The sequence below is a fragment of the Povalibacter uvarum genome (genome assembly GCF_014202975.1).
GTDB classification, from domain to species: Bacteria; Pseudomonadota; Gammaproteobacteria; order Steroidobacterales; family Steroidobacteraceae; genus Steroidobacter; species Steroidobacter uvarum.
The window spans coordinates 649127-668285 of the sequence record NZ_JACHHZ010000005.1 but is presented as its reverse complement, the minus strand read 5'-3'; the positions used below and the strand labels follow the sequence as shown (position 1 = coordinate 668285).

The window sequence follows — 19159 nt, the reverse complement described above, 5'->3', positions numbered from 1 at the left end:
AAATCTGAGCCTGCTCTTCAGCTGATAGTCTCTTACGCAACATCTCACACCTCCGGTCTAGTGGATGATGTTGCATCGACCCGTTGAGACCACCTTAGCCGGACGTCATCGCGCCAGCGATCCGGGCCCGACGTCGTCACTCCCGCGCACGCGGGAGTCCATCCGAATCTCAAGAATGGATTCCCGCCTTCGCGGGAATGACAGTGAAGCATGCCTTCGGCATGACGTCCGGCTGAAGCCGGACCCACAGGCAGACCGAGCCCGCAATGAGCTCGGAACTTTCTGGCTCACCGCTCGTAGCTCGCCGCCCCCTGTCGCCAACTACCTACGTCCCGCAGTGGAACCCACCGCCGGCTACCAGCGTCCTACTAACAAAGGAGCCGATTGAAGGAGTACCCGATGAGTGTTCTGTTCTATGTAGTGCTGTTCATCGCGACCTGCAGCTTTGGCCTGCTGACGAAGGGCAATCGCAACTAGACGGAGCGTTTCTGCTTCAGGAGCTTCATCAGCTCGCCGCGTCGGGTCGTGATTTCGACGCCTTCGAGGCCGAGCCATTGAGCTAGTGACTGCAACTCCGCGCTGAGCGGTTCGACGATCTTCTTTGCGGTCACGCCTTCCTCGACACTGCCTCCCTTCACCTGCAGGCGACTGCGTGCACGGTCCGCTTTCAGATCAACACGCCCGACCAGGCGCTCGTCCAGAAGGAATGGCAGCACGTAGTAACCATGCTGGCGCTTGTCGGCCGGCGTGTAGATTTCCAGCCGGTAGATGAAGTCGAACAGGCGCTCGGTGCGCTGACGCTCCCAGATCAGCGAATCGAAAGGCGACAGCAACGCTGCGCCGGAAACCTTCCTCGGCACTCGCGCTTCGTGATGCAGGTACGCCGCGTGCTTCCAGCCTTCGACTGAGACAGGCAGGAGCGTGCCCTCGTCCAGAAGCTCCTTGAGGCGCTCTGCCGCGTCCTGCGTCGGCAGGCGGTAGTAGTCGCGAAGGTCACGCAGAGTGGCGATACCCAACGCTCTTCCAGCGGTCGCCATCAGGCTGCGTTGAGCGTCCTCCTTCGACGGTGCGGGCGCGGAGAAGATCTCCGACGGCAGCACACGCTCTGTGAGGTCGTACAGGCGCTCGAAATTGCGTCGCCTGGCCGTGGTGACCGTCCCCGACCAGAACAGCCATTCGAGGATCTGCTTGCCCTGGCTCCAGCCCCACCAGCCGCCGCTCGATTTGCCGGCGGCATCGAGTTCGCTCGCGCCAAGCGGCCCGCGATCGCGAATCTGAGCAAGCGCGGCCTGCACCAGATCCTGGTGCTCCGTCGCGTAGCGCCTCAATCCACCCCAGGTACCTTCGCCACGTTTCGCGCGGTCCATGCGCCAGCGGAAGAGCGGATACATTTCGACGGGCAGGAACGAAGCCTCATGTCCCCAGTACTCGAACAGGTGCCGCTCGTCGTAGGCGGCCCGATCCAGGAGATCGTGCGAGTAGTGCCCCAGCCGCGAGAACAGCGGCAGGTAATGAGAGCGGACCAGCACATTCACCGAATCGATCTGCACGGCGCCCAGCTTGCGAACGAACGCAGCCACATCGCGCACGCCGCGCAGACGCGTCGACGCATCGAAATGCTGTGCAGCGAGCGCGATGCGACGCGCCTGCGCGTTCGAGAACGAAGTCTTTGGCATCAGTGAAGCGGATAGAACCGCGGCAGGATCAGGCTCAGCGCCACCCACATCAGGATGGTAAGCGGCACGCCGACGCGCAGGAAGTCCTTGAAGCGGTAATTGCCCGCACTGTAGACGAGCAGATTGCAATTGTCGGCCATGGGCGTCGCATACCCCATGTTTGCGCCGAACAGCACCGCGAGCACGAACGGCTCGGGAGGTAAGCCGAGTTGGCGAGCGAGCTCGATGGCGATCGGCGTACCAATGACAGCCGCGGCACTGTTCGAGATGACGTTGCTGAGGATGGCCAGCATCAGAATTGTTGCACTCAACAGTCCCGCCGGCGGAAGACTGCCGCTGATCATGACGAGCAGCTTCGCAATGAAAGCCGCTCCTCCCGTCGTGACCAGTCCAAGGCTCAGGGCCAGGCTCGCGACCGTGAGAAAGATCATCGAAGAATCGAGACCGCGCGTCGCATCGCGCCATTTGAAGCAACCGGTGACGGCCATCAGCAGCACGCCGCAGATGGCAGCGATCGCAACGGGTGCGATGCGCAGCGAGGCAACCACGACAATTCCCGCCATGATGAGCAATGCCAGCGGGGCCTTCGCGGTGAGCGGAACGTCGCTCGTCGCGTCGAGAACCAGCAACTCATTGCGCGCCTTGAGCGCCGCGATCTGCTCCGCCGGACCCTGCACCAGCAGGACGTCACCCACGCCCAGCCGCACATCGCGCAGATTGGCTGAGTGGGCTCCGAGCGCCTCATCGCCGGAGCGATGCACTGCCAGCGGAACCAGCTGGTACTTCCAGTCGAAATTGACCTGGTTGAGCGTACGATCGCGAAGCGCCGACGTGGGCGTCAGCACCAGCTCCGCGGTCTGCTGATCCGGCGCCGTCAGTGGATGCTCGGCATCGACCGGCGTATCGCCGGAGTACAGCGTCGTTCCGAGGAGGCGCGAAGCCTCGCGCAATCGTTCGCTCGTGTCGCGTACGACCAGCCGATCTCCAGCCCGCAGGACCACATCAGGCAGCGGTGCGATCGACAGCTGCGAATCGCGCAGGATCGACTGAACCGCCAGCTCGCCGTCCAGCATCTTCCGAACCTGCGCCAGTGATTTCCCGGAAGCGGCACTCTGCGGTGTCAGGTGCAACCGCGCATCGAAGAGCCTCGGTTTCGCATCGACCAGGACGGGCTTGTTGTCGGGCAGCAGTCTCGGCGCAACCAGCCAGAGATAGAAGAACGCCACGATCGCCGCGAGCGACGCGGGCACGATGAAATCGAACATGTGGAAGCGCTCGACACCGAGCGTCGCCGCCGTGCCGATGACGAGCAGATTGAGCGACGTGCCGATCGGCGTGCCCATGCCGCCGACCTGCGAAGCGAAGGTCATCGGCATCAGGAGCTTCGACGGCGACGTATTCGAGCGCAGCGCAACCGCCGTCAGGATCGGAATCATCAGCACGACCTGCGGTGTGTTGTTCATGAATGCGCTCACGATGCCGGTGATGACCAGCATCACGGCCATTGCCGCCATCGGACTCCAGCTCCACACGCGAGCGATCAGTCGTCCGAGCGGCGTGAGCGCGCCGGTCGCGAGCAATCCCTGGCTCGCCATCATCAATGCGCAGATCGCGATCAGCGCCTCATTGCCGAAACCGCCGAAGAATCGCAGCGGATCGAATTCTCCACCGGCGCTGCGATACGGGAAGATGCTGAACCCGAGCGTCAGCAGCGTGATCACCAGCAGGCTCGAGGTCTCGATGGGGATCGAGTCGCGCGAAAAGAAATACAGCGCGACCAGCGTCAACGCCATGACCGCGATCGCGTGAGGTTCGGGCATGAGGTTCTTCTGGAGCTCCGCTGGACAGCCGTGAACGGCCGAGCGCAGCCGCAGGTTCCGGAAGGAGATGGACACCCGCTTTCGCGGGCGTGACGGGCCTGTCATTCCCGCGAAAGCGGGAATCCATCAGGCCAACCAGGGCCGGCAGCCGAACGCGACGGAAAGCCGGCGGGATTAAGGTTAATTCGCGGCGCTCCGGCCTTGTGCAGTCGTACGCAGCATCAGAGGCGGTCTTTTCGGGTGAATCCCCCCGGACGATTCGTCAGAAGGATGAGGGGCCTCATGTGAACTGGTTGGCGAACTCGCGTCTGCTGTCTGGCAGCATTCGTCCCATGGATCACTACGGCGGAGGTGGCATCGTGCGCCCAACCACAGAATTCTCGATCGAGCTCACCAGCCAGGAATTGCTGACGCCGCCCGATCCGAACGGACTGGTGGAAGTCGACGACATCTGCGACATCGAAGTCGTCGATGCCCAGAAGCCAGGCGCAAATACGGCGCCCGCCCGCGATGATTACGACTGCATCGAGATCGAGCTGACGCCGGAAGAGATGGATGATTTGTTGAGCGAGAGATAGGCAAAGATCGGCTCGTCATCCCCGCGCACGCGGGGATCCATGCCTCTCGCCGGGATGGATTCCCGCGTTCGCGGGAATGACGGAATCGGGCGCTCCTCACATATTCGGCTTGCCCGGATACTGCCTCATCAACTCGGTGACCACCGCATTCACCGTCACCTTCGGATTCGCCATCGCCTCGTCCGACATCCGGCCTTCGGACACGCCTTCCCAGATCAGCTGCTTCTTTTCGGCGTCGACGATGTCGACGTTGATCGTGCCGACCTTGTAGGTCACGGTGCGATCTTCGTCGTACATCGGCCATGCGTTGTACAGGCCGTAGCGATAGCCGTAGTAGCCATAGCCCGCCATCGGAGCGGAGCGCGTCTCCGTGCGGTCCTTCGTGTTCATGTAGAAATTCACGAGCAGATCAGGATGATCCTCGCTGTATTTGTATCCGCGTGCGTCCATCGCCGTGGAGATGGAGCTCTTGAAGTACGTCGTCACCAGCGTCGAATAGCCACCGCGATCCGTACCGGTTTCCTTGGGGAACCCGTAGGTGCGATAGACCGAGAAATCGGCCTTCTTGTCGTAGTCGATCCGCGTGGGGGGAACGCGTGATGTACTTGCGCATCCCGCAATCGCGAGAACAGCAAGCATCGCGCCTGCAACGCTCGCAACTGAATGTCGGCTGAACATGATCGGAACCTCGTTATCCTTGTAGCGACTTCGATGCTACGTTTGGCTTAGGCTGCAAACAACCATCTCTAGTTCCAACGCACCATGCTGATCGACAGGTCCGTCCGCGGGGGAAACCTGGTGTCCGACACGGCCGCGATTCGCAGCGTAGCGATTGCCGACATGGGGGCGATTACGGCGATTGCATTCCCTCGCAACGAGGGCTTCGCGCCGGTCGGCACGTTCAGGAATGTCAGATCAGTTTTCCCTGCCCCTGCTCCAGGTCGAGCAGAATGCGCTTCCGCCACAATCCGCCCCCATAGCCTCCCAACTCTCCATTCGCATTGATCACGCGGTGGCACGGAATCACGATCGCGATCCGGTTCATGCCGTTCGCGGTGCCGACCGCACGCGTCGCCTTCGTATCGCCGATCGTTCGCGCGAGTTCGAGGTACGACCAGGTCTGTCCATACGGAATCGTCAGCAACGTCGACCACACCTTTTCCTGGAACGCAGTGCCGGGGTACTTCAGCGGCAGATCGAAATCGCGCCGACGTTGTGAGAAGTATTCGGCGAGCTGGATGCGCAGCTGGCCCAGCATCACGTTGTCGCCGGGCACGATCGGCACACCGAGGCGACGACGCACCGTCTCGAGCTGCTCTTCGAGAATCTTCCGCTCGCTGAATTCGAGCAGCACGAGCGCATCTTCCGTAGCACCGGCGAGCAGCGGCCCCACAGGCGATTGCACCCAGTCGAGTTTCACGACGTCGCGACCCTCGGCCTCGTACGTATCGCCAAACACGTTCGCGAAGGCGGTGCGCAGGTCGGCGCCGGGGGCGAGGATGGGCAGGGAGTCCTGGGTCATGGGACCTCTTCTATTCCGTCATCCTCGCGAAAGCGGGGATCCATCTTTGTCCCGATCCGAACAGATGGATTCCCGCGTTCGCGGGAATGACGAACGGTGCATGGGATGACAAGTTGGGCCAGCTTACCCCGCTCGCTCGCCCGCAACTCGCCGGATTCGGACGTGACCCGCGAGCGCCGGTTCAGCGAGGTCTACCCTGTCGCGGCGACGAGTCTTTGTCGGAGTCATCGTCCCCGTTCCCGTTCCCGTTGCGAGAACGGCTCAGCTTTGCTTCGAGTCGCCCCAGCAGCGTCAACACGATCAGCGCAAAAACCGCCCCCGCTGTGGCCAGCAGGTAGTAGCCAGCGCCGCTGGCGACGCCGAGCGCCCCCGCGAGCCACATGTTCGCGCCTGTCGTCAGGCCTTTCACGTTACCGCGGCTCTGGATGATCGCTCCGGCGGCCAGGAAGGCTACACCCGCGGTCACCGCCTCGATGATGCGGATCGGATCGGCGTTCACCTGGTCTCCGCCCTGCTGAAGAATTTCCCCATGCAGTTCGAATGTGATGAGCGTGAACAGCGCGGCCGCGAGCGAAATGAGGATATGCGTGCGCAGTCCGGCGGGCTTGTTGCGCAGCTCCCGGTCGAAGCCGACGAGCGCCCCGAATATCACCGCGATCAGCATTCGCAGCAGCGCATCCATCGGCCGGATGATCGTCGATTCGCCCGCGAACCAGTCCAGAATGTCCATTGCGAAAGCCCTGCCCGGGGACCGTAGCAACGCAGCGGTTTGTCGGGCGGTTCCGTACCGGCCCGGTATAGGCGATCATCCACATGGCGCGCCCGCGCCTGTCCCGTTACCCTTCCGATCATGCCCGTTGAACGTTCCTTCCTGCGCCGCTGTGCGGCGGCATCGCTTCCGCTGTTCTGGTTCACGACACCTGCTTCGAGTGCCGACGACCCGTTCAAGGACACACGCGCCCTCTTTGTGCAGGCGTACACGCGTGCCAGCAGCGTAAGCACAGCGCCCGTCGGACCCGACAACGACGCGCTGCAAACGTACCCGCTGTATCCATACCTGCAGGCCGCCCGGATCCGGCAAGCACTCACGAACGGCACCGATGCGCTCGACTCCGTCGATCAGCGCGCCGCAACATTCCTCGCCTACTACGATCGCGAACCCGTGACGCGCGAACTGCGACGCTCCTGGCTGGAGAATCTCGCCAAGCGCCGACGCTGGCCGCTATTCCTCGATCACTATCGCGACGCCTCGGCCACCGATGCACTCCGCTGCAACAGCTTCACGGCGCGAATCGAACTCGGCCGGACGGAAGGCCTGGCTTCGGACATCGCCGCACAATGGCTGACTCCACAGAGTCTTCCGGAATGTGAAACCGCGTTCGAGTGGCTCCGCGCTCGTGACGCGCTGACACCCGCACTCATCGAGCAGCGCGTGCGCCTCGCGCTCGACAAAGGCACGCCCGCGTTCGCACGACAGATCATCGCCCAACTTCCCGCGGCGAAGGCTGGCCCGTATCTGCAATGGGCTGCGATTCTCGACAACCCACAGCGGGGCATCGATACGGTCATCGGCGCACCGACCACGCCCGTGGATCCCGACGCCTTGTTCGCGGGCTGGAAGTTGCTCGTGCGCCGCGACCGGGACGGTGCGGTTGCACGGTACGACTCCCTCGTTCGCGCACGACAGCTCGATGAAGCGACCGCCAGTCGTTACGCGCTCGCGCTAGCGGCTCCGCTTGCGTGGAATCGCGACCCGGCCGCGCTCGATTTCTTCGACAAGGCAAGGCCGGCGGATTTCGATGAGTCGACGTTCGAGTGGCAGGCACGCGCGGCACTGTGGGCCAACGACTGGAAACGTGTGGAACGCGCGATCGCCGCGATGCCACCCGAGCTGCGCGACACGCCACGATGGCGCTACTGGTCCGCACGCGCTGCGGACGAGAGGCATGATCGCGATGCCGCGCGCCAGCTTTACGAATCCGTCATCCCGAACGACAACTACTACGCCGCAATGGCGTCAGCGCGCATCGATCGCGCGATGAAGCCGCATCCGGAGAAACTGCCGCTCGATCGTGCGAAGGTGAAGGAGATCGGCCAGCTGCCGGCGTTCGTGCGTTCGCGCGAACTGTTGCGCGCCAGCATGCGGCGCGAAGCGCTCACCGAATGGCAATACGGCTACGACTCTCTCATCGAAACGTCGCGGCCGCAGACGATCCATCTCGCTGCCGACTGGGAATGGTTCGATGTCGCCGTGTCCACGGCCACTCAACTGCGCGTATTCAACGACTACACGCTGCTCTATCCGCAGCCCTACGACAAGGAAGTGCGTACTGCCGCGAAGACGATGGGTGTGCAGCCCGACCTGATCTATGGCGTGCTGAGGCAGGAAAGCCTCTATCGTTCCGACGCCGTCTCTTCTGCCGGCGCGTACGGCCTGCTTCAGCTCTTGCCCTCCACCGCACGCTCGACCGCGCAGCGTTGGCGGCGGGCGCGTCCTTCCGCGACGGACCTGTTCAATCCCTCGACCAACGTGACGCTCGGCGCGGGACAGTTGCGAATCCTGCTCGATCGTTTCGGCGGACAGACTGCTGTCGCACTCGCTGGCTACAACGCGGGTCCGAACGCAGCAGCACGCTGGCTGCCGACCGAAGCGCTCGACCCGGACATCTGGATCGAGAACATCCCGTACAACGAAACCCGCGGGTACGTTCAGCGGGTTCTCTGGCACAGTCTCGTGTTCGCGTGGTTGCGCAGTGGTGACGCACAGCAGACCGACGGCTGGCTCGCCCGCATCGGCGCACCCGCCGATCCCGCAGTGCTCGGCGATTCGGAAGCCGACTCAGGCGTGCGAAACACCTTCTGAGAACGCCCGCGGTCGCGCAACTTCGCCGCACGGCGAGCTTCGGTCTTCGAGCTTCAGAAGCTCCTCGGCATCCTTCAGCGCCTGGTGAATACTGATCGCGACGCGATCAGCACCCGCATCCTTGATTCGACTCATGGAACGCTCGGCGTTCTGTGCTGACGTCAGCGGTCGCAGCACCAGCAATCTCGCCATCGGCAGCGATGCACGCAGTTGCCGGCAGTAGTTGCGAACCTCCGAGCCGTGCGCAAGTGAAATTGCCACGATGCATGTCAGGTCGGAACGTTCCGCGATGACCTGGGAAATCGTGCTCTCGATGTCGCGATCCTGATCCATCACCGCTACCGCGCGTCCGCTCGCCTCCATCGCCGCGGCAAGCATTCCAAGAACGATGCGGTCCGCACGCGAGCTCGCGCTGAGCATGAGGATCTGCGCGTCCGCCTCAGGCGGCACTTTCTGCCGGCTGCGAATCTGCGTAACGATTTCGCCCGACGCCTCGAGGATGAAATCCATGTCTTCAGCGGTAATCTCGTCCTGCGCGCGGTGTTGCTCCGCCAGTTGCAACGCGGGGATCAGGACTTCATCCATCGCATTCACCGGACCCGTCTCCGCGACCATGCGCATCGCCAGCGCATGTGCTTCGTCCTCATCTCGCGCCAGCAGTCGCTGGTAGTAACGAACGTGCGGCGACAACGCCGGCTCGTCAGCGAACAGAACTGCAAGGAATCGCAGTGACGATACGTGACGCCCGAGCACAGCGATGCAGACGGTGAGCGGCGTCGCGAGCAGCAACCCGACCGGACCCCAGACCCAGATCCAGAAAAGCGCGGACACCAGCAGTGCAAACGACGATACGCCCGTGCGCCGACCGAACAGCAACGGCTCGATGAAGTAGCCGGTCACCATATCGAGCACCAGGAACATCGCGAGCACCTGCAGTGTCTCCGTCCATCCCGGAAAGATCGCAAAGGCGAGCAGCGCCGGGAGCAGAGCGGACAACAACGTACCGACGTAAGGCACGAAACGCAGCATCGCAGCGACGCCGCCCCATAGCGCCGCATAGGGCACGCCGATCCAGTACAGACCCGCGGCCACGAGCGCACCGAGCCCCAGGTTCACGAGCGTCTGTGCAACGAGATATCGACTGACGCGCTGTGCCGCTTCGTTGAGCAGGCGTGTCGTCACGATCACATTGTCCGCACCCGTCAGCCGGATGAGTCGATCGCGCAGATCCTCGCGCTGCCCTAGCATGAATGCGACCAGCACGAGCACGATGACCGCGCTCGCGACAGGTTCGAAGATCGCGACGGCTGCTTCACGGACACGTTCCACCGGCGTGAGGCGCGGTGAAACCACACGAACCGGCTGGGCCGCGCGCTGCTCGGCCACATTGCTGTCGAGTTGCTCGGTGACGCGGTCGACCGTGCGGCTGAACTGCCGGAAAGTTTCGTTGCTGCCCGGTCGAAGATCGGCCGCCTTGGCTCGCATCGATGAGGTGTAGCGTGTGATCTGTGTCGACAGATCCGCGAACTGCGTCGCGACGACATAGCCGATGCCGCCAACGGTGCCCAATGCGATCGACATGGTCAGCGCGACGCCGAGAAAGCGCGGCAGACGCAAGCGATCGAATAGCCGGACCAGCGGCGAAAGCGTGAACGCGAGGATGATCCCGAGCGCGAGCGGCAGCAGAACCGCCTTCGCGGCCCACAGCAATCCCACGACCAGTACCGTCGCGAGCAGGGGCACCCACACCCCGCTGACCTTGGTAAGAAGCTGATTTTGCGGCACCTGGACTCCCCGCTACGCCCGGCGGCTGTAGCAGGAACTCGGCCGCGGCGGCTGCGGTTCCGTCCCGCTGCTCACTGCCTTGTTGGGGCTGCGGTTGTGGGTCCGACTTTAGTCGGACGTCCGGCTGAAGCCGGACCCACGGGGGCTAGCCGTCGGCTTCCTTGCGGTTGCGCATTGCGCTGCGCAAGGCGCGGACAGTGCCTGTGTTTTCGATATCAGCGACCGGTGGGAGGGACTGCATCAGTTCGCGAAGCAGGACAGGCGTGTTGTGGGCGAACCCGGCAACGGCCGCAATGGGCAACGGACGGGAGATCAGGTAGCCCTGCATCTGCACGCCGCGATCGTTGCAGAGATGCGCCATCTGCGAAGGACGCTCGACACCTTCGGCGGTTACCTGGAGTCCGAGGCTGCGGCTCAGGCCGATGATCGAGCGAACGATCGCGGGAGAACGTGAGCCGCCGCTGTCGATGCTCGCGACCAGGCTGCGATCGATCTTCACGCGGGTGAGCGGCAGTTGTTCCAACGACGTGAGCGAGGAGTAGCCGATACCGAAATCGTCGATGGCGATGCTGACACCCAGTTCGCGCAAGCGATGCAGGACGGCGATCGTACCTATCCCCGTCTGAAGAACGTTCTCCGTCAGCTCGAACTCGATGCAATGCGCCGGCACGGCGTACTCTTCGAGCAGCACGCTCAACCGCGCAACGAAATCCGCGGCCAGCAACTGGTGCGCCGACACGTTGATGGCCACTCGCGCAGTCGGCCAGGAATCGCGACGCAGCCGTGCAACATCCTGGATCGCGGTCCTGAGCACCCAGTCGCTGATCTCCATGACGAGCCCGAACCGCTCGGCGACGCCGAGGAAATCACCGGGTGTCAGCACCTGACCATCGGGACGATGCCAGCGGATGAGGGCTTCGACCAGCGGTGTGGTGAAGGTCTCGAGACAGATTTCGGGCTGATACAGCAGCTCGAACTCGCCGCGCTCGATCGCGCGGCGCAACGCCTGCTCGGTGCGGAACCGGCTCGAAGCCACCTCGAGCAGTTCGGGCACGAAGAGGCTCCAGCGATTGCGACCCGCTTCTTTCGCATGGAACAACGCGATGTCAGCAGCGCGCAGCAACGAGGGGCCGTCCGTCGCATGGCCCGGGAACAAACTCGCTCCCACACTGGCACTCAGTCGCAGCTCGCGGCCGAATACCGACAGCGGAGACTGGAACGCTTCCAGCACCGATGTGCAGAGCGCATCGACATCGTCGACTCCATCGAAGACGACGGTGAACTCATCGCCACCCAGTCGCGCGGCGAAGGCACCGGCGAACACCGGGTTCTGACGCAGACGCTCGCCGACGGCCTGAAGGACCCGATCGCCGAACTCGTGACCGAGACTGTCGTTGATCGTCTTGAAGTTATCGAGATCGATGAACAGAAGCGCAACACGTGATCCCGGTGGTTGCGAATGAGCGAGCAGCGATTGCAGGTGCGCGAACAGCCGGCGCCGATTCGGCAGCTGCGTGAGCGGGTCATGATGAGCCAGCAGCTGCAGCTCGCGAGTGCGCTCGGTGACGCGCGATTCGAGTTCCGACTGATGCCGCCTGACTTCCTCCTGGGCCTGCTCGAGCTGCTGAGCCATGTGATTGAAGGCAGCGGCGAGAGTATCGAGCTCCCGCACACCGCCTCGGGGCACCCGCGTCTTGGTGGCGCCGGCTGCGAGCCGCCGCGTGGCTTCAGTCAATCGTCGGACCGGCGCGGTCACGCTGGTCACAGTGACCAGTGAAACGGCCAGCAACAGGATGAGGACCAGCACGCTGCCGAGCTGAAGTTCGCGATCCGCGGCGAGCGAGGCTTCTGAAGCCAGTTGATCGGCGTTCGCAAGCGCGGTGCGTGCCGGAGTCACTAGCTGCGTCAGGACCTTCGCCCATAACGCAACGCCCTTATCCCGGAACGCTGCCGACTGATGCTCCATGTCCGCTGCGCCATCGAAGATGGATCGGCGGACAGCAAGCAATGCACGGAAGCGGTCGGATACGTCGGCAACCCACGCTTCGCCATGCGCACGGACAAGCGCCGTCCGATGTTGCTGCAATGCCCGGCCGAACGCTGATTCGCTCGCGACGATCTGTCGCAATCCAGCATCGTTGCGGGCAGGCGTCCCCGCACTGACGCGCTCACGCACGACCGCAAGCAGCTTCGACAACTCGAGCAAGTGTTCGCTCGCGAATACCCCACCCGCGAATCTCGCGGCCTGGTCCTGGGGCGCATTGAGGGTTTCTTCGAGTTCGCGCAGCCGCGTCCAGTAGGTTTTCAGTCGCGCCGTCTGCGAAGTGCTCGTCCGCACCAGCTCGCTACCCGCGCGACGGAAATCTTCGACCTCGACTGAGAACTCATCGAGCAGTGCACGATCGGCGCTCTGGGAATTGGCAAGCGAGAGGTAATGCGAAGCAGCGTCCGACACGTTCTGCGAGGCTACTTCGACTGTCTTGATCGAACCCGAACCGCGCTCGGCGCGATCCATCACGAGACGTTCGTACACCGACACCGCATTCGCCAGCGACTCAGTCGCTCGCGCGACAGGTTCGTGCTCGACGACGAGCTGCTGCATGCGCTGCCGCGCATTGCGAGTGCTTTGCTGGGTGATGAGATTGGCGGCAAAGATCGCAACAGCGATCACGGCGAAGCCGAGTGCGACTCGCGCTGCCATGCCTGGACGAAAACGGGGAGGCGCCTCGGCACTGAATGCCGGGGTGACGGCGACTGCGGTCTTGTTGCCTTCGGGCAAGTTCATCGAGCCGGCTTTCGACGCCCCTATAGAGCGTCGATCCTGCCACCCGCCCCTCACTGAAGTATGTAGGCAGGTGGCCAAAATGTGCGCTGGTTCTCACTCCCAACCGCCCTTATCCTTGGGCTCATGACTGCACCGCGACCGCTCGAAGGGATCCGTGTCCTCGAAATGGGCCAGCTGCTGGCCGGGCCGTTCGCCGGCTGCATGCTCGGATACTTCGGCGCCGAGGTGATCAAGATCGAGCCTCCCGGCGGCGATCCGCTGCGCAACTGGCGGGTGCTCCGCGATGGGACATCGTTGTGGTGGTACAGCCTCGCCCGCAACAAGAAGTCCGTGACGATCGATCTGCAGACGCCACGCGGTCGCGAGCTCGCGAAGCAGCTCGCCTGCCAGTGCGATGTCCTCATCGAAAACTTCAAACCGGGCACGATGGAGAAATGGGGCCTCGGTCCGGATGACCTGAAGGCACTGCGGCCGGAGCTGATCTACACGCGCGTCTCGGGTTACGGACAGACGGGGCCGTATTCGTCGAAACCGGGGTTCGCATCGGTATGCGAAGCGATCGGCGGCTTGCGGCACGTCAATGGTTTTCCCGACCGCCCGCCGGTGCGCCCGAATCTTTCTCTCGGCGACACGCTTGCGGGCATGCACGCAGTGCTCGGAGTGCTGCTTGCGTTGATTGCACGCGGACGAACAGGTTCGGGCCAGGCGGTCGACGTCGCCATTTATGAATCCGTTTTCAATCTGATGGAAGGCATCGTGCCGGAATACGACGGTGCCGGCGTGGTACGCGGCCCGTCAGGCTCGACGCTGACCGGCATCGTGCCGTCGAACACATATATATGTGCCGATGGGAAGTACGTGGTCATCGGCGCGAATGGCGACTCGCTGTTTCAGCGGTTGATGCGCGCGCTCGGTCGACCTGACATGGCGGAAGACCCGCGTTTCGCTAACAACGCGGGGCGTGTGCAACACGAGAAAGAAATCGACGATGTGATCTCGGCGTGGACACGCGCGAATGAATCGACTGTCGTGCTGAAGGCGCTCGATGATGCTTCCGTCCCTGGCGGCCCGATCTACAGCGTCGCGGACATGGCGTCGGATCCGCACTTTCAGGCGCGCGAGTTGTTCGAGCCGGTCGACATCGACGGCCAGTCGCTGAAGATCCCCGCGATCCTGCCGAAGCTGTCCGCGACGCCCGGCGCAACGCAGTGGGCCGGACCGAAGCTTGGCGAACATACGGATGAGGTTCTCGAGACGTTGCTTGCGCTTGATGCAAGCGAGAGGGACGCGCTGAGGGCGAAGCAGGTTATTTAGCGGAGACGCAGAAGGGCACTGGCTCCGGCTCTTGCTCTTCCTGTAGGTCCGGCGTTAGCCGGACGTTAGCGAAGCATCCGTCATCCCCGCGAAAGCGGGGATCCATGCCTTTCGCTCTGATGGATTCCCGCTTCGCGGGAATGACAGAGGCGTCGCCTGCGGCGATGACGTCCGGCTGAAGCCGGACCCACAGCCTGGATGCCCCTACTTCGCCAGCGGCTTCCCCACCGTCTCTCGCAGGAACAGCGTCCCTATCACTGCAGTCATCGCGGCGATGACGATCGGATACCACAGGCCGTTGTAGATATCGCCCGTCGCCGCGACGATCGCGAACGAAGTCACCGGCAGGAAGCCGCCGAACCAGCCGTTGCCGATGTGATAGGGCAACGACATCGACGTATAGCGGATGCGTGTCGGGAACAGCTCGACCAGCCACGCGGCAATCGGTCCGTACACCATCGTCACGAGAATGACGAGATACGTGCACAGCACGATCACCATCGGATAATTCAACTGCGTCATGTCGGCTTTGGCCGGATAGCCCGCCGTGTTCAGCGCGCCCTTCAGATCGGCCGCGAATGCGTCAGCTGCCGGCTTGAAGTCGGCCTTCGGCAACTGCCCGCCCGCGAACGACTCCACGACATGCCCCGTGTCTCCAGCACCGATGCGCACGCGAGCAACCGAGCCGGGGGCACCCGCCTCGTTCTCGTAGGGCACGCCCGCTTTCGCGAGATACGACTTCGCCACATCGCACGAGCTGATGAAGGCTTTCTTGCCCACGGGATCGAACTGGAAGGAGCAATCCGCCGGATCGGCGATCACCGTGACGGGCGCCGTCTCCACGGCGCGCTCCAGCGCCGGGTTCGCGAAATGCGTGAGCCCTTTGAACGTGGGGAAGTATGTGAGCACGGCCAAAATACAGCCTGCCATCACGATCGTCTTGCGACCGATGCGATCGGACAGCGCGCCGAACACGATGAAGAACGGCGTGCCGATGACGAGGGCCGCCGCGATGATCAGGTTCGCCGCCTTCGCATCGACCTGCAGGATCTTCTCGAGGAAGAACAGCGCATAGAACTGCCCGCCGTACCAGACCACTGCCTGGCCGGCGGTTGCACCCAGCAGCGCGAGCAGCACGATCTTCATGTTGCTCCACTGGCCGAACGCTTCAGTCAGCGGCGCCTTCGATACCTTGCCTTCGGCTTTCATCTCCATGAACGCCGGCGATTCCTGCAGCTGCAGCCGGATGTACACGGAGATCGCGAGCAGCACGATCGACACGAGGAACGGGATGCGCCAGCCCCAGGCATCGAACGCGTCCCCCAGGGTCACACGGCAGATCAGGATCACGAGCAGCGAAAGAAAGAGTCCGAGCGTCGCTGTCGTCTGGATCCAGCTCGTGTAGAGACCGCGTTTGCCATCAGGCGCGTGCTCGGCAACGTACGTGGCTGCTCCGCCGTACTCACCGCCCAGCGCCAATCCCTGCAACAGTCGCAGCGTGATGAGGATGATCGGCGCAGCTACACCGATTGACGCGTAGCTCGGCAGCAGACCGACGAGCGCCGTGGACAAACCCATCAGGACGATCGTCACGAGGAACGTGTACTTGCGGCCCACCATGTCGCCCAGGCGGCCGAACAACAGCGCTCCGAAAGGCCTGACGAAAAAGCCCGCCGCGAACGCCAACAGCGCGAAGATGAAACCCGTGGTCTCATTCACGCCTGAAAAGAACTGTTTCGTGATGACGGCCGACAGCGAGCCGTACAGATAGAAGTCGTACCACTCGAACACCGTGCCGAGCGACGACGCGAAAATCACGCGGCGATGCTTCTTGTCGACACCGCGCGTCGTCGAATCCGCATTGCTGGCCATCGAGCGCCCCTGCCTTCTGTTCTTTTCGGAATGTTGTAAAGGGCGCAGCCGGCGACTCCGCCACCGGCGCATTGTAGCCATAGAAAGGCGCCCGGCGTCGATGGGAACGCCACATCGACCCACGTCGACTTGTGCGGAGCCTCTAGGTGACGAACTCAGCCGCCAGTACGTGGCAGGAAACCTTACGGGCCGCCAGGTCGTCGAGGAATCCGGGCAGCACGCGCATCAGCTCATCCGGGCGGTTATGGCGATTGCGGCCATCGTGCATCAGCAGGATGTCCCCGGTCTCCGCCCGATTCAGGCGGGCAGCAATCTTCGGTGCCGTTCCGAACGGCCCCCAATCGACCGCGCTGAGATCCCACCCGATGCAGCAAGCGCCGAGTTTCTCTGCTTCCTGGGTCATGCACCGCCGGTTACGCCCGTGCGGTGCGCGATAGAACTGCGGCAGCCGGCCGATCGTTTCGGCAATGATCTCCGCGCCCACCCTGACCGCTTCACGCGCCGCGCGGTCGCTCATGATCCAGGGATGACGATGGCTGTGTGTGTGGTTGCCGATGTCATGCCCTTCAGCATCGATTCTTCGCAACAAGGCCGGCGTGCGACGCACGAATTCACCAACGACGAAGAACGTTGCACGCGCATGCGCGTCCGCCAATGCATCCAGGACGCGTGGCGTCCACTCTTCGTCGGGTCCATCGTCGAAGGTCAGATAGATCGAACCGTTGCTTGCGTTCACGTCACCGCCCCCGGCTCGCGCTTGAGCTTGCTTGCGTTCTTCGCCAGTGCGTCGCGCGTGAGCCAGTACAGACGAGGCTCGGTGTCACCTCTATCGCGAATCCGGGCTGCAGGCGCAAACACCCATGACAGCATCCGGAAATGCGCAGTCAGAAGGCGGGTGCGCCAGTCACGCGGCATCGGCGTACTCACGAATCCCACGACTTCACCGTGCGCGGGAATCCACGTGACGCCCTGAAATACCTGGACTTCGCGCAACGCCGGATCCACATCCGCCGCCTCGTTGAGCTGGCGCAGCGATTCGCGCATCAGCTTTGCGAACCGGAAGCCGACGCGATGCATCGAGCCCTCGCCGAGCGCCGCGATGCTCGCATTGTTGAAGTGCAATTTGCCGATCGCGTCGTTATCACGCAGCAGCGTGCCATCCTCGAACCGCAACTCCGGCCCGTGATAGCGATCCGTCCCGAGAAACAGCACCGGCCCGAGCGTGCGCAACTGATTGCGACGGTAGTACCAGCCGTCGACCCAGCCCAGTACTTTTCGGGCAATGCGATGAGCTGCTTTCATTGCAGGTGCAGCGATGTGTGCGTACGTTCACGCGCGATGTAGTCGAGCGCCAGCGCAGCGATTCGAGAAGCTCCATCCCGCGAGCCCAACGCCCATGCACGCCGCTGGATATCGGCAAGCCGCTCCGGCTGTGCGATCGCCGCTTCGATCCGGCCAGCAAGATCGCTGTCGCTGACCAGCGCCCCGACGTCATTGCTCTCGAGAAAGCGCACGTTGAATCCTTCCTGCCCACCGAGCGAGCGCGTCGCAAACAGCGGGCGACCACATGCGAGCACTTCAGCCACCGAGATGCCTCCCGGCTTCCCGACGACGACATCGGCAGCGCGGATGTAGACATCCATTCGATCCGTCCACCCGCAAATGTGCAACCGATCGGACTGCTGCGCCGTCGATGCCTGCGCGGCCAGTGCCGAACGCGCTTGTGCATTCCGTCCCGGCATGACGATCAGCGTCGTGTCCAGGGACGATTGCAGCAGGCGCGACGCGATCGCATCGACGCTCAGCCCCAGACCGCCGCCAAGGATCAGAACGACCGGACGATCCACAGCCAGTTTCAGTTGTCGGCGCGCCTCCAGTTGCGGCAGCGGATGCACGAAACCCGGCATCAGCGGCACACCCGTTGCCGTCACTCGCGAACAGTCAGGATCACGCTCATCCACGAGCGAGTCGTGCGCAATGCAATAGCGATCGATGCCCGGCTGGCGCCAGAAATCATGCAGCCCGTAGTCCGTGAGCACTCCGACATGCGGCACGTTGAGCCGATGGCCAGTCCGCAGTGACGAGATCATCGCGGCCGGAATCATCTGCGTACTGATCACCAGATCAGGCGCGAACGATGCCGCAACGGAACCGAGCCGCTTGCGCATTCGCAACCATGACCATTTGATCAGGGCCAACCGAGCACGCACTCCGTTGCCTGCAAGGCTTGCCCGATCGTACGGCAGCGATGTGTAGAGCATCGACAGCAGCAATCGGTCCGAGGCGTACTGCACGCCCTTGTTCTCCGCCACGGAGCTCGATGCGATCTGCGAGATCAGCTCGAGCACTTCCAGCACCGACGCGGGCGGCCCCTCCTCGCTCTCGAGAATCTGTCGCCACGTGTGCTCGTCGAGCTGATAGAGGCGCTCGTACAGCTCGGGGTACTCCTGCACGAGCCGCAGATACGTCTGGTGAATGATGCTCGCGGCGCCGGGATTGATCAGCGACCACAGGTCGAGCATCCGGACCTTGACTTGCTGCTGCAGAAGCGCCGCCTCGATCGCTTGCGCGGCCCGAACGTGACCGAATCCGAGCCCGGAGGTCAGGATGAGGATCCGTTCGGACGTTCGCGCGGTCGGGCGCGCAGCGCCTTTGACTCTTCGCGCTGCCCTGATACCCGTGTCTGAGTACATCGACGCCTCCGGACGACGACTTGCCGGCAAGAACAACGCGACAGCAATGCCGCGGAGCGAATCCCTGTTCCGGCGTCGTTGCACGGAACGATCGTCGCCGACGGCGAGAGCCGGTGATTTGCGGACACCACCGGTTCAGACGGGATCGGCGACCCTGAGGAGGTTAAAGAGGCGTGACGGGCAGGCAATACGAAAAGAACACAGGGGGCGGCCGTCCTGTCATTCCCGCGAAAGCGGGAATCCATCCGGAT

14 protein-coding genes are annotated in these 19159 nt (G+C 63.2%); 3 read left to right on the top strand and 11 right to left on the bottom strand.

Annotated features, from left to right (window positions below):
• Positions 1–473 precede the first annotated feature (473 nt).
• Together HNQ60_RS22260 and HNQ60_RS22255 are read right to left on the bottom strand one after the other, a co-directional pair.
• A complete protein-coding gene (locus tag HNQ60_RS22260) occupies positions 474–1676 on the bottom strand; it encodes a winged helix-turn-helix domain-containing protein (protein ID WP_184334961.1) in 1203 nt (400 codons plus the stop codon).
• Positions 1676–3496: an SLC13 family permease gene (locus HNQ60_RS22255; protein ID WP_184334960.1), complete on the bottom strand. Its 1821-nt coding sequence runs from the start codon at positions 3494–3496 to the stop codon at positions 1676–1678. The genes HNQ60_RS22260 and HNQ60_RS22255 overlap by 1 nt, the downstream gene beginning before the upstream one ends.
• A gap of 284 nt (positions 3497–3780) precedes the next feature.
• Between HNQ60_RS22255 and HNQ60_RS22250 the strand changes: the two genes are divergently transcribed.
• Positions 3781–4074 (top strand): hypothetical protein, encoded by a 294-nt coding sequence (locus HNQ60_RS22250; protein WP_184334959.1) that lies wholly within the window; start codon positions 3781–3783, stop codon positions 4072–4074.
• A gap of 96 nt (positions 4075–4170) precedes the next feature.
• Here the strand turns inward: HNQ60_RS22250 and HNQ60_RS22245 are convergent, their stop codons facing one another.
• From HNQ60_RS22245 to HNQ60_RS22235, 3 genes are all read right to left on the bottom strand, one after another.
• Entirely contained in the window at positions 4171–4752 is a 582-nt protein-coding gene (locus HNQ60_RS22245; RefSeq protein ID WP_184334958.1) for a DUF4136 domain-containing protein, read from the bottom strand.
• 232 nt (positions 4753–4984) lie between these two features.
• A complete protein-coding gene (locus HNQ60_RS22240; protein ID WP_184334957.1) occupies positions 4985–5596 on the bottom strand; it encodes a methylated-DNA--[protein]-cysteine S-methyltransferase in 612 nt (203 codons plus the stop codon).
• 181 nt (positions 5597–5777) lie between these two features.
• The gene (locus HNQ60_RS22235) at positions 5778–6326 is read right to left on the bottom strand and encodes an MgtC/SapB family protein (RefSeq protein WP_221304388.1); all 549 of its coding nucleotides are present in this window, start codon (positions 6324–6326) and stop codon (positions 5778–5780) included.
• A 120-nt stretch (positions 6327–6446) separates the two neighbouring features.
• Here HNQ60_RS22235 and HNQ60_RS22230 point away from each other — a divergent pair, with 120 nt between their 5' ends.
• Entirely contained in the window at positions 6447–8459 is a 2013-nt protein-coding gene (locus tag HNQ60_RS22230; RefSeq protein WP_184334956.1) for a lytic transglycosylase domain-containing protein, read from the top strand.
• Here the strand turns inward: HNQ60_RS22230 and HNQ60_RS22225 are convergent.
• Together HNQ60_RS22225 and HNQ60_RS22220 are read right to left on the bottom strand one after the other, a co-directional pair.
• On the bottom strand, positions 8436–10244 hold the full coding sequence (locus HNQ60_RS22225) for an AI-2E family transporter (protein ID WP_184334955.1): 1809 nt from the start codon (positions 10242–10244) through the stop codon (positions 8436–8438). The genes HNQ60_RS22230 and HNQ60_RS22225 overlap by 24 nt on opposite strands.
• 145 nt (positions 10245–10389) lie before the next feature.
• Complete coding sequence (locus tag HNQ60_RS22220; protein WP_184334954.1) at positions 10390–13029, bottom strand: putative bifunctional diguanylate cyclase/phosphodiesterase; 2640 nt, start codon at positions 13027–13029, stop codon at positions 10390–10392.
• 123 nt (positions 13030–13152) lie between these two features.
• On the opposite strand from HNQ60_RS22220, the gene HNQ60_RS22215 reads away from it, so the two are divergent.
• Positions 13153–14343: a CaiB/BaiF CoA transferase family protein gene (locus HNQ60_RS22215; RefSeq protein WP_184334953.1), complete on the top strand. Its 1191-nt coding sequence runs from the start codon at positions 13153–13155 to the stop codon at positions 14341–14343.
• Between the two features lie 204 nt (positions 14344–14547).
• Here the strand turns inward: HNQ60_RS22215 and HNQ60_RS22210 are convergent, their stop codons facing one another.
• From HNQ60_RS22210 to HNQ60_RS22195, 4 genes are all read right to left on the bottom strand, one after another.
• Entirely contained in the window at positions 14548–16215 is a 1668-nt protein-coding gene (locus HNQ60_RS22210; RefSeq protein WP_184334952.1) for an MFS transporter, read from the bottom strand.
• Positions 16216–16357: 142 nt separating this feature from the next.
• A complete protein-coding gene (locus HNQ60_RS22205; RefSeq protein ID WP_184334951.1) occupies positions 16358–16951 on the bottom strand; it encodes a polysaccharide deacetylase family protein in 594 nt (197 codons plus the stop codon).
• Positions 16948–17517 carry a YkoP family protein gene (locus HNQ60_RS22200; protein WP_184334950.1) on the bottom strand — a complete coding sequence of 190 codons (570 nt, stop codon included), beginning with the start codon at positions 17515–17517 and terminating at the stop codon, positions 16948–16950. Before HNQ60_RS22200 ends, HNQ60_RS22205 begins: the two co-directional genes overlap by 4 nt.
• Positions 17514–18908 carry an MGDG synthase family glycosyltransferase gene (locus tag HNQ60_RS22195; RefSeq protein ID WP_184334949.1) on the bottom strand — a complete coding sequence of 465 codons (1395 nt, stop codon included), beginning with the start codon at positions 18906–18908 and terminating at the stop codon, positions 17514–17516. The genes HNQ60_RS22200 and HNQ60_RS22195 overlap by 4 nt, the downstream gene beginning before the upstream one ends.
• Positions 18909–19159 lie beyond the last annotated feature (251 nt).

Coding starts and splice junctions, on each gene's coding strand:
- HNQ60_RS22200 (WP_184334950.1), bottom strand. CDS start 17,517: ATGAAAGCAGCTCATCGCATTGCCCGAAAAGTACTGGGCTGGGTCGAC.
- HNQ60_RS22260 (WP_184334961.1), bottom strand. CDS start 1,676: ATGCCAAAGACTTCGTTCTCGAACGCGCAGGCGCGTCGCATCGCGCTC.
- HNQ60_RS22235 (WP_221304388.1), bottom strand. CDS start 6,326: ATGGACATTCTGGACTGGTTCGCGGGCGAATCGACGATCATCCGGCCG.
- HNQ60_RS22245 (WP_184334958.1), bottom strand. CDS start 4,752: ATGTTCAGCCGACATTCAGTTGCGAGCGTTGCAGGCGCGATGCTTGCT.
- HNQ60_RS22220 (WP_184334954.1), bottom strand. CDS start 13,029: ATGAACTTGCCCGAAGGCAACAAGACCGCAGTCGCCGTCACCCCGGCA.
- HNQ60_RS22230 (WP_184334956.1), top strand. CDS start 6,447: ATGCCCGTTGAACGTTCCTTCCTGCGCCGCTGTGCGGCGGCATCGCTT.
- HNQ60_RS22215 (WP_184334953.1), top strand. CDS start 13,153: ATGACTGCACCGCGACCGCTCGAAGGGATCCGTGTCCTCGAAATGGGC.
- HNQ60_RS22195 (WP_184334949.1), bottom strand. CDS start 18,908: ATGTACTCAGACACGGGTATCAGGGCAGCGCGAAGAGTCAAAGGCGCT.
- HNQ60_RS22210 (WP_184334952.1), bottom strand. CDS start 16,215: ATGGCCAGCAATGCGGATTCGACGACGCGCGGTGTCGACAAGAAGCAT.
- HNQ60_RS22240 (WP_184334957.1), bottom strand. CDS start 5,596: ATGACCCAGGACTCCCTGCCCATCCTCGCCCCCGGCGCCGACCTGCGC.
- HNQ60_RS22255 (WP_184334960.1), bottom strand. CDS start 3,496: ATGCCCGAACCTCACGCGATCGCGGTCATGGCGTTGACGCTGGTCGCG.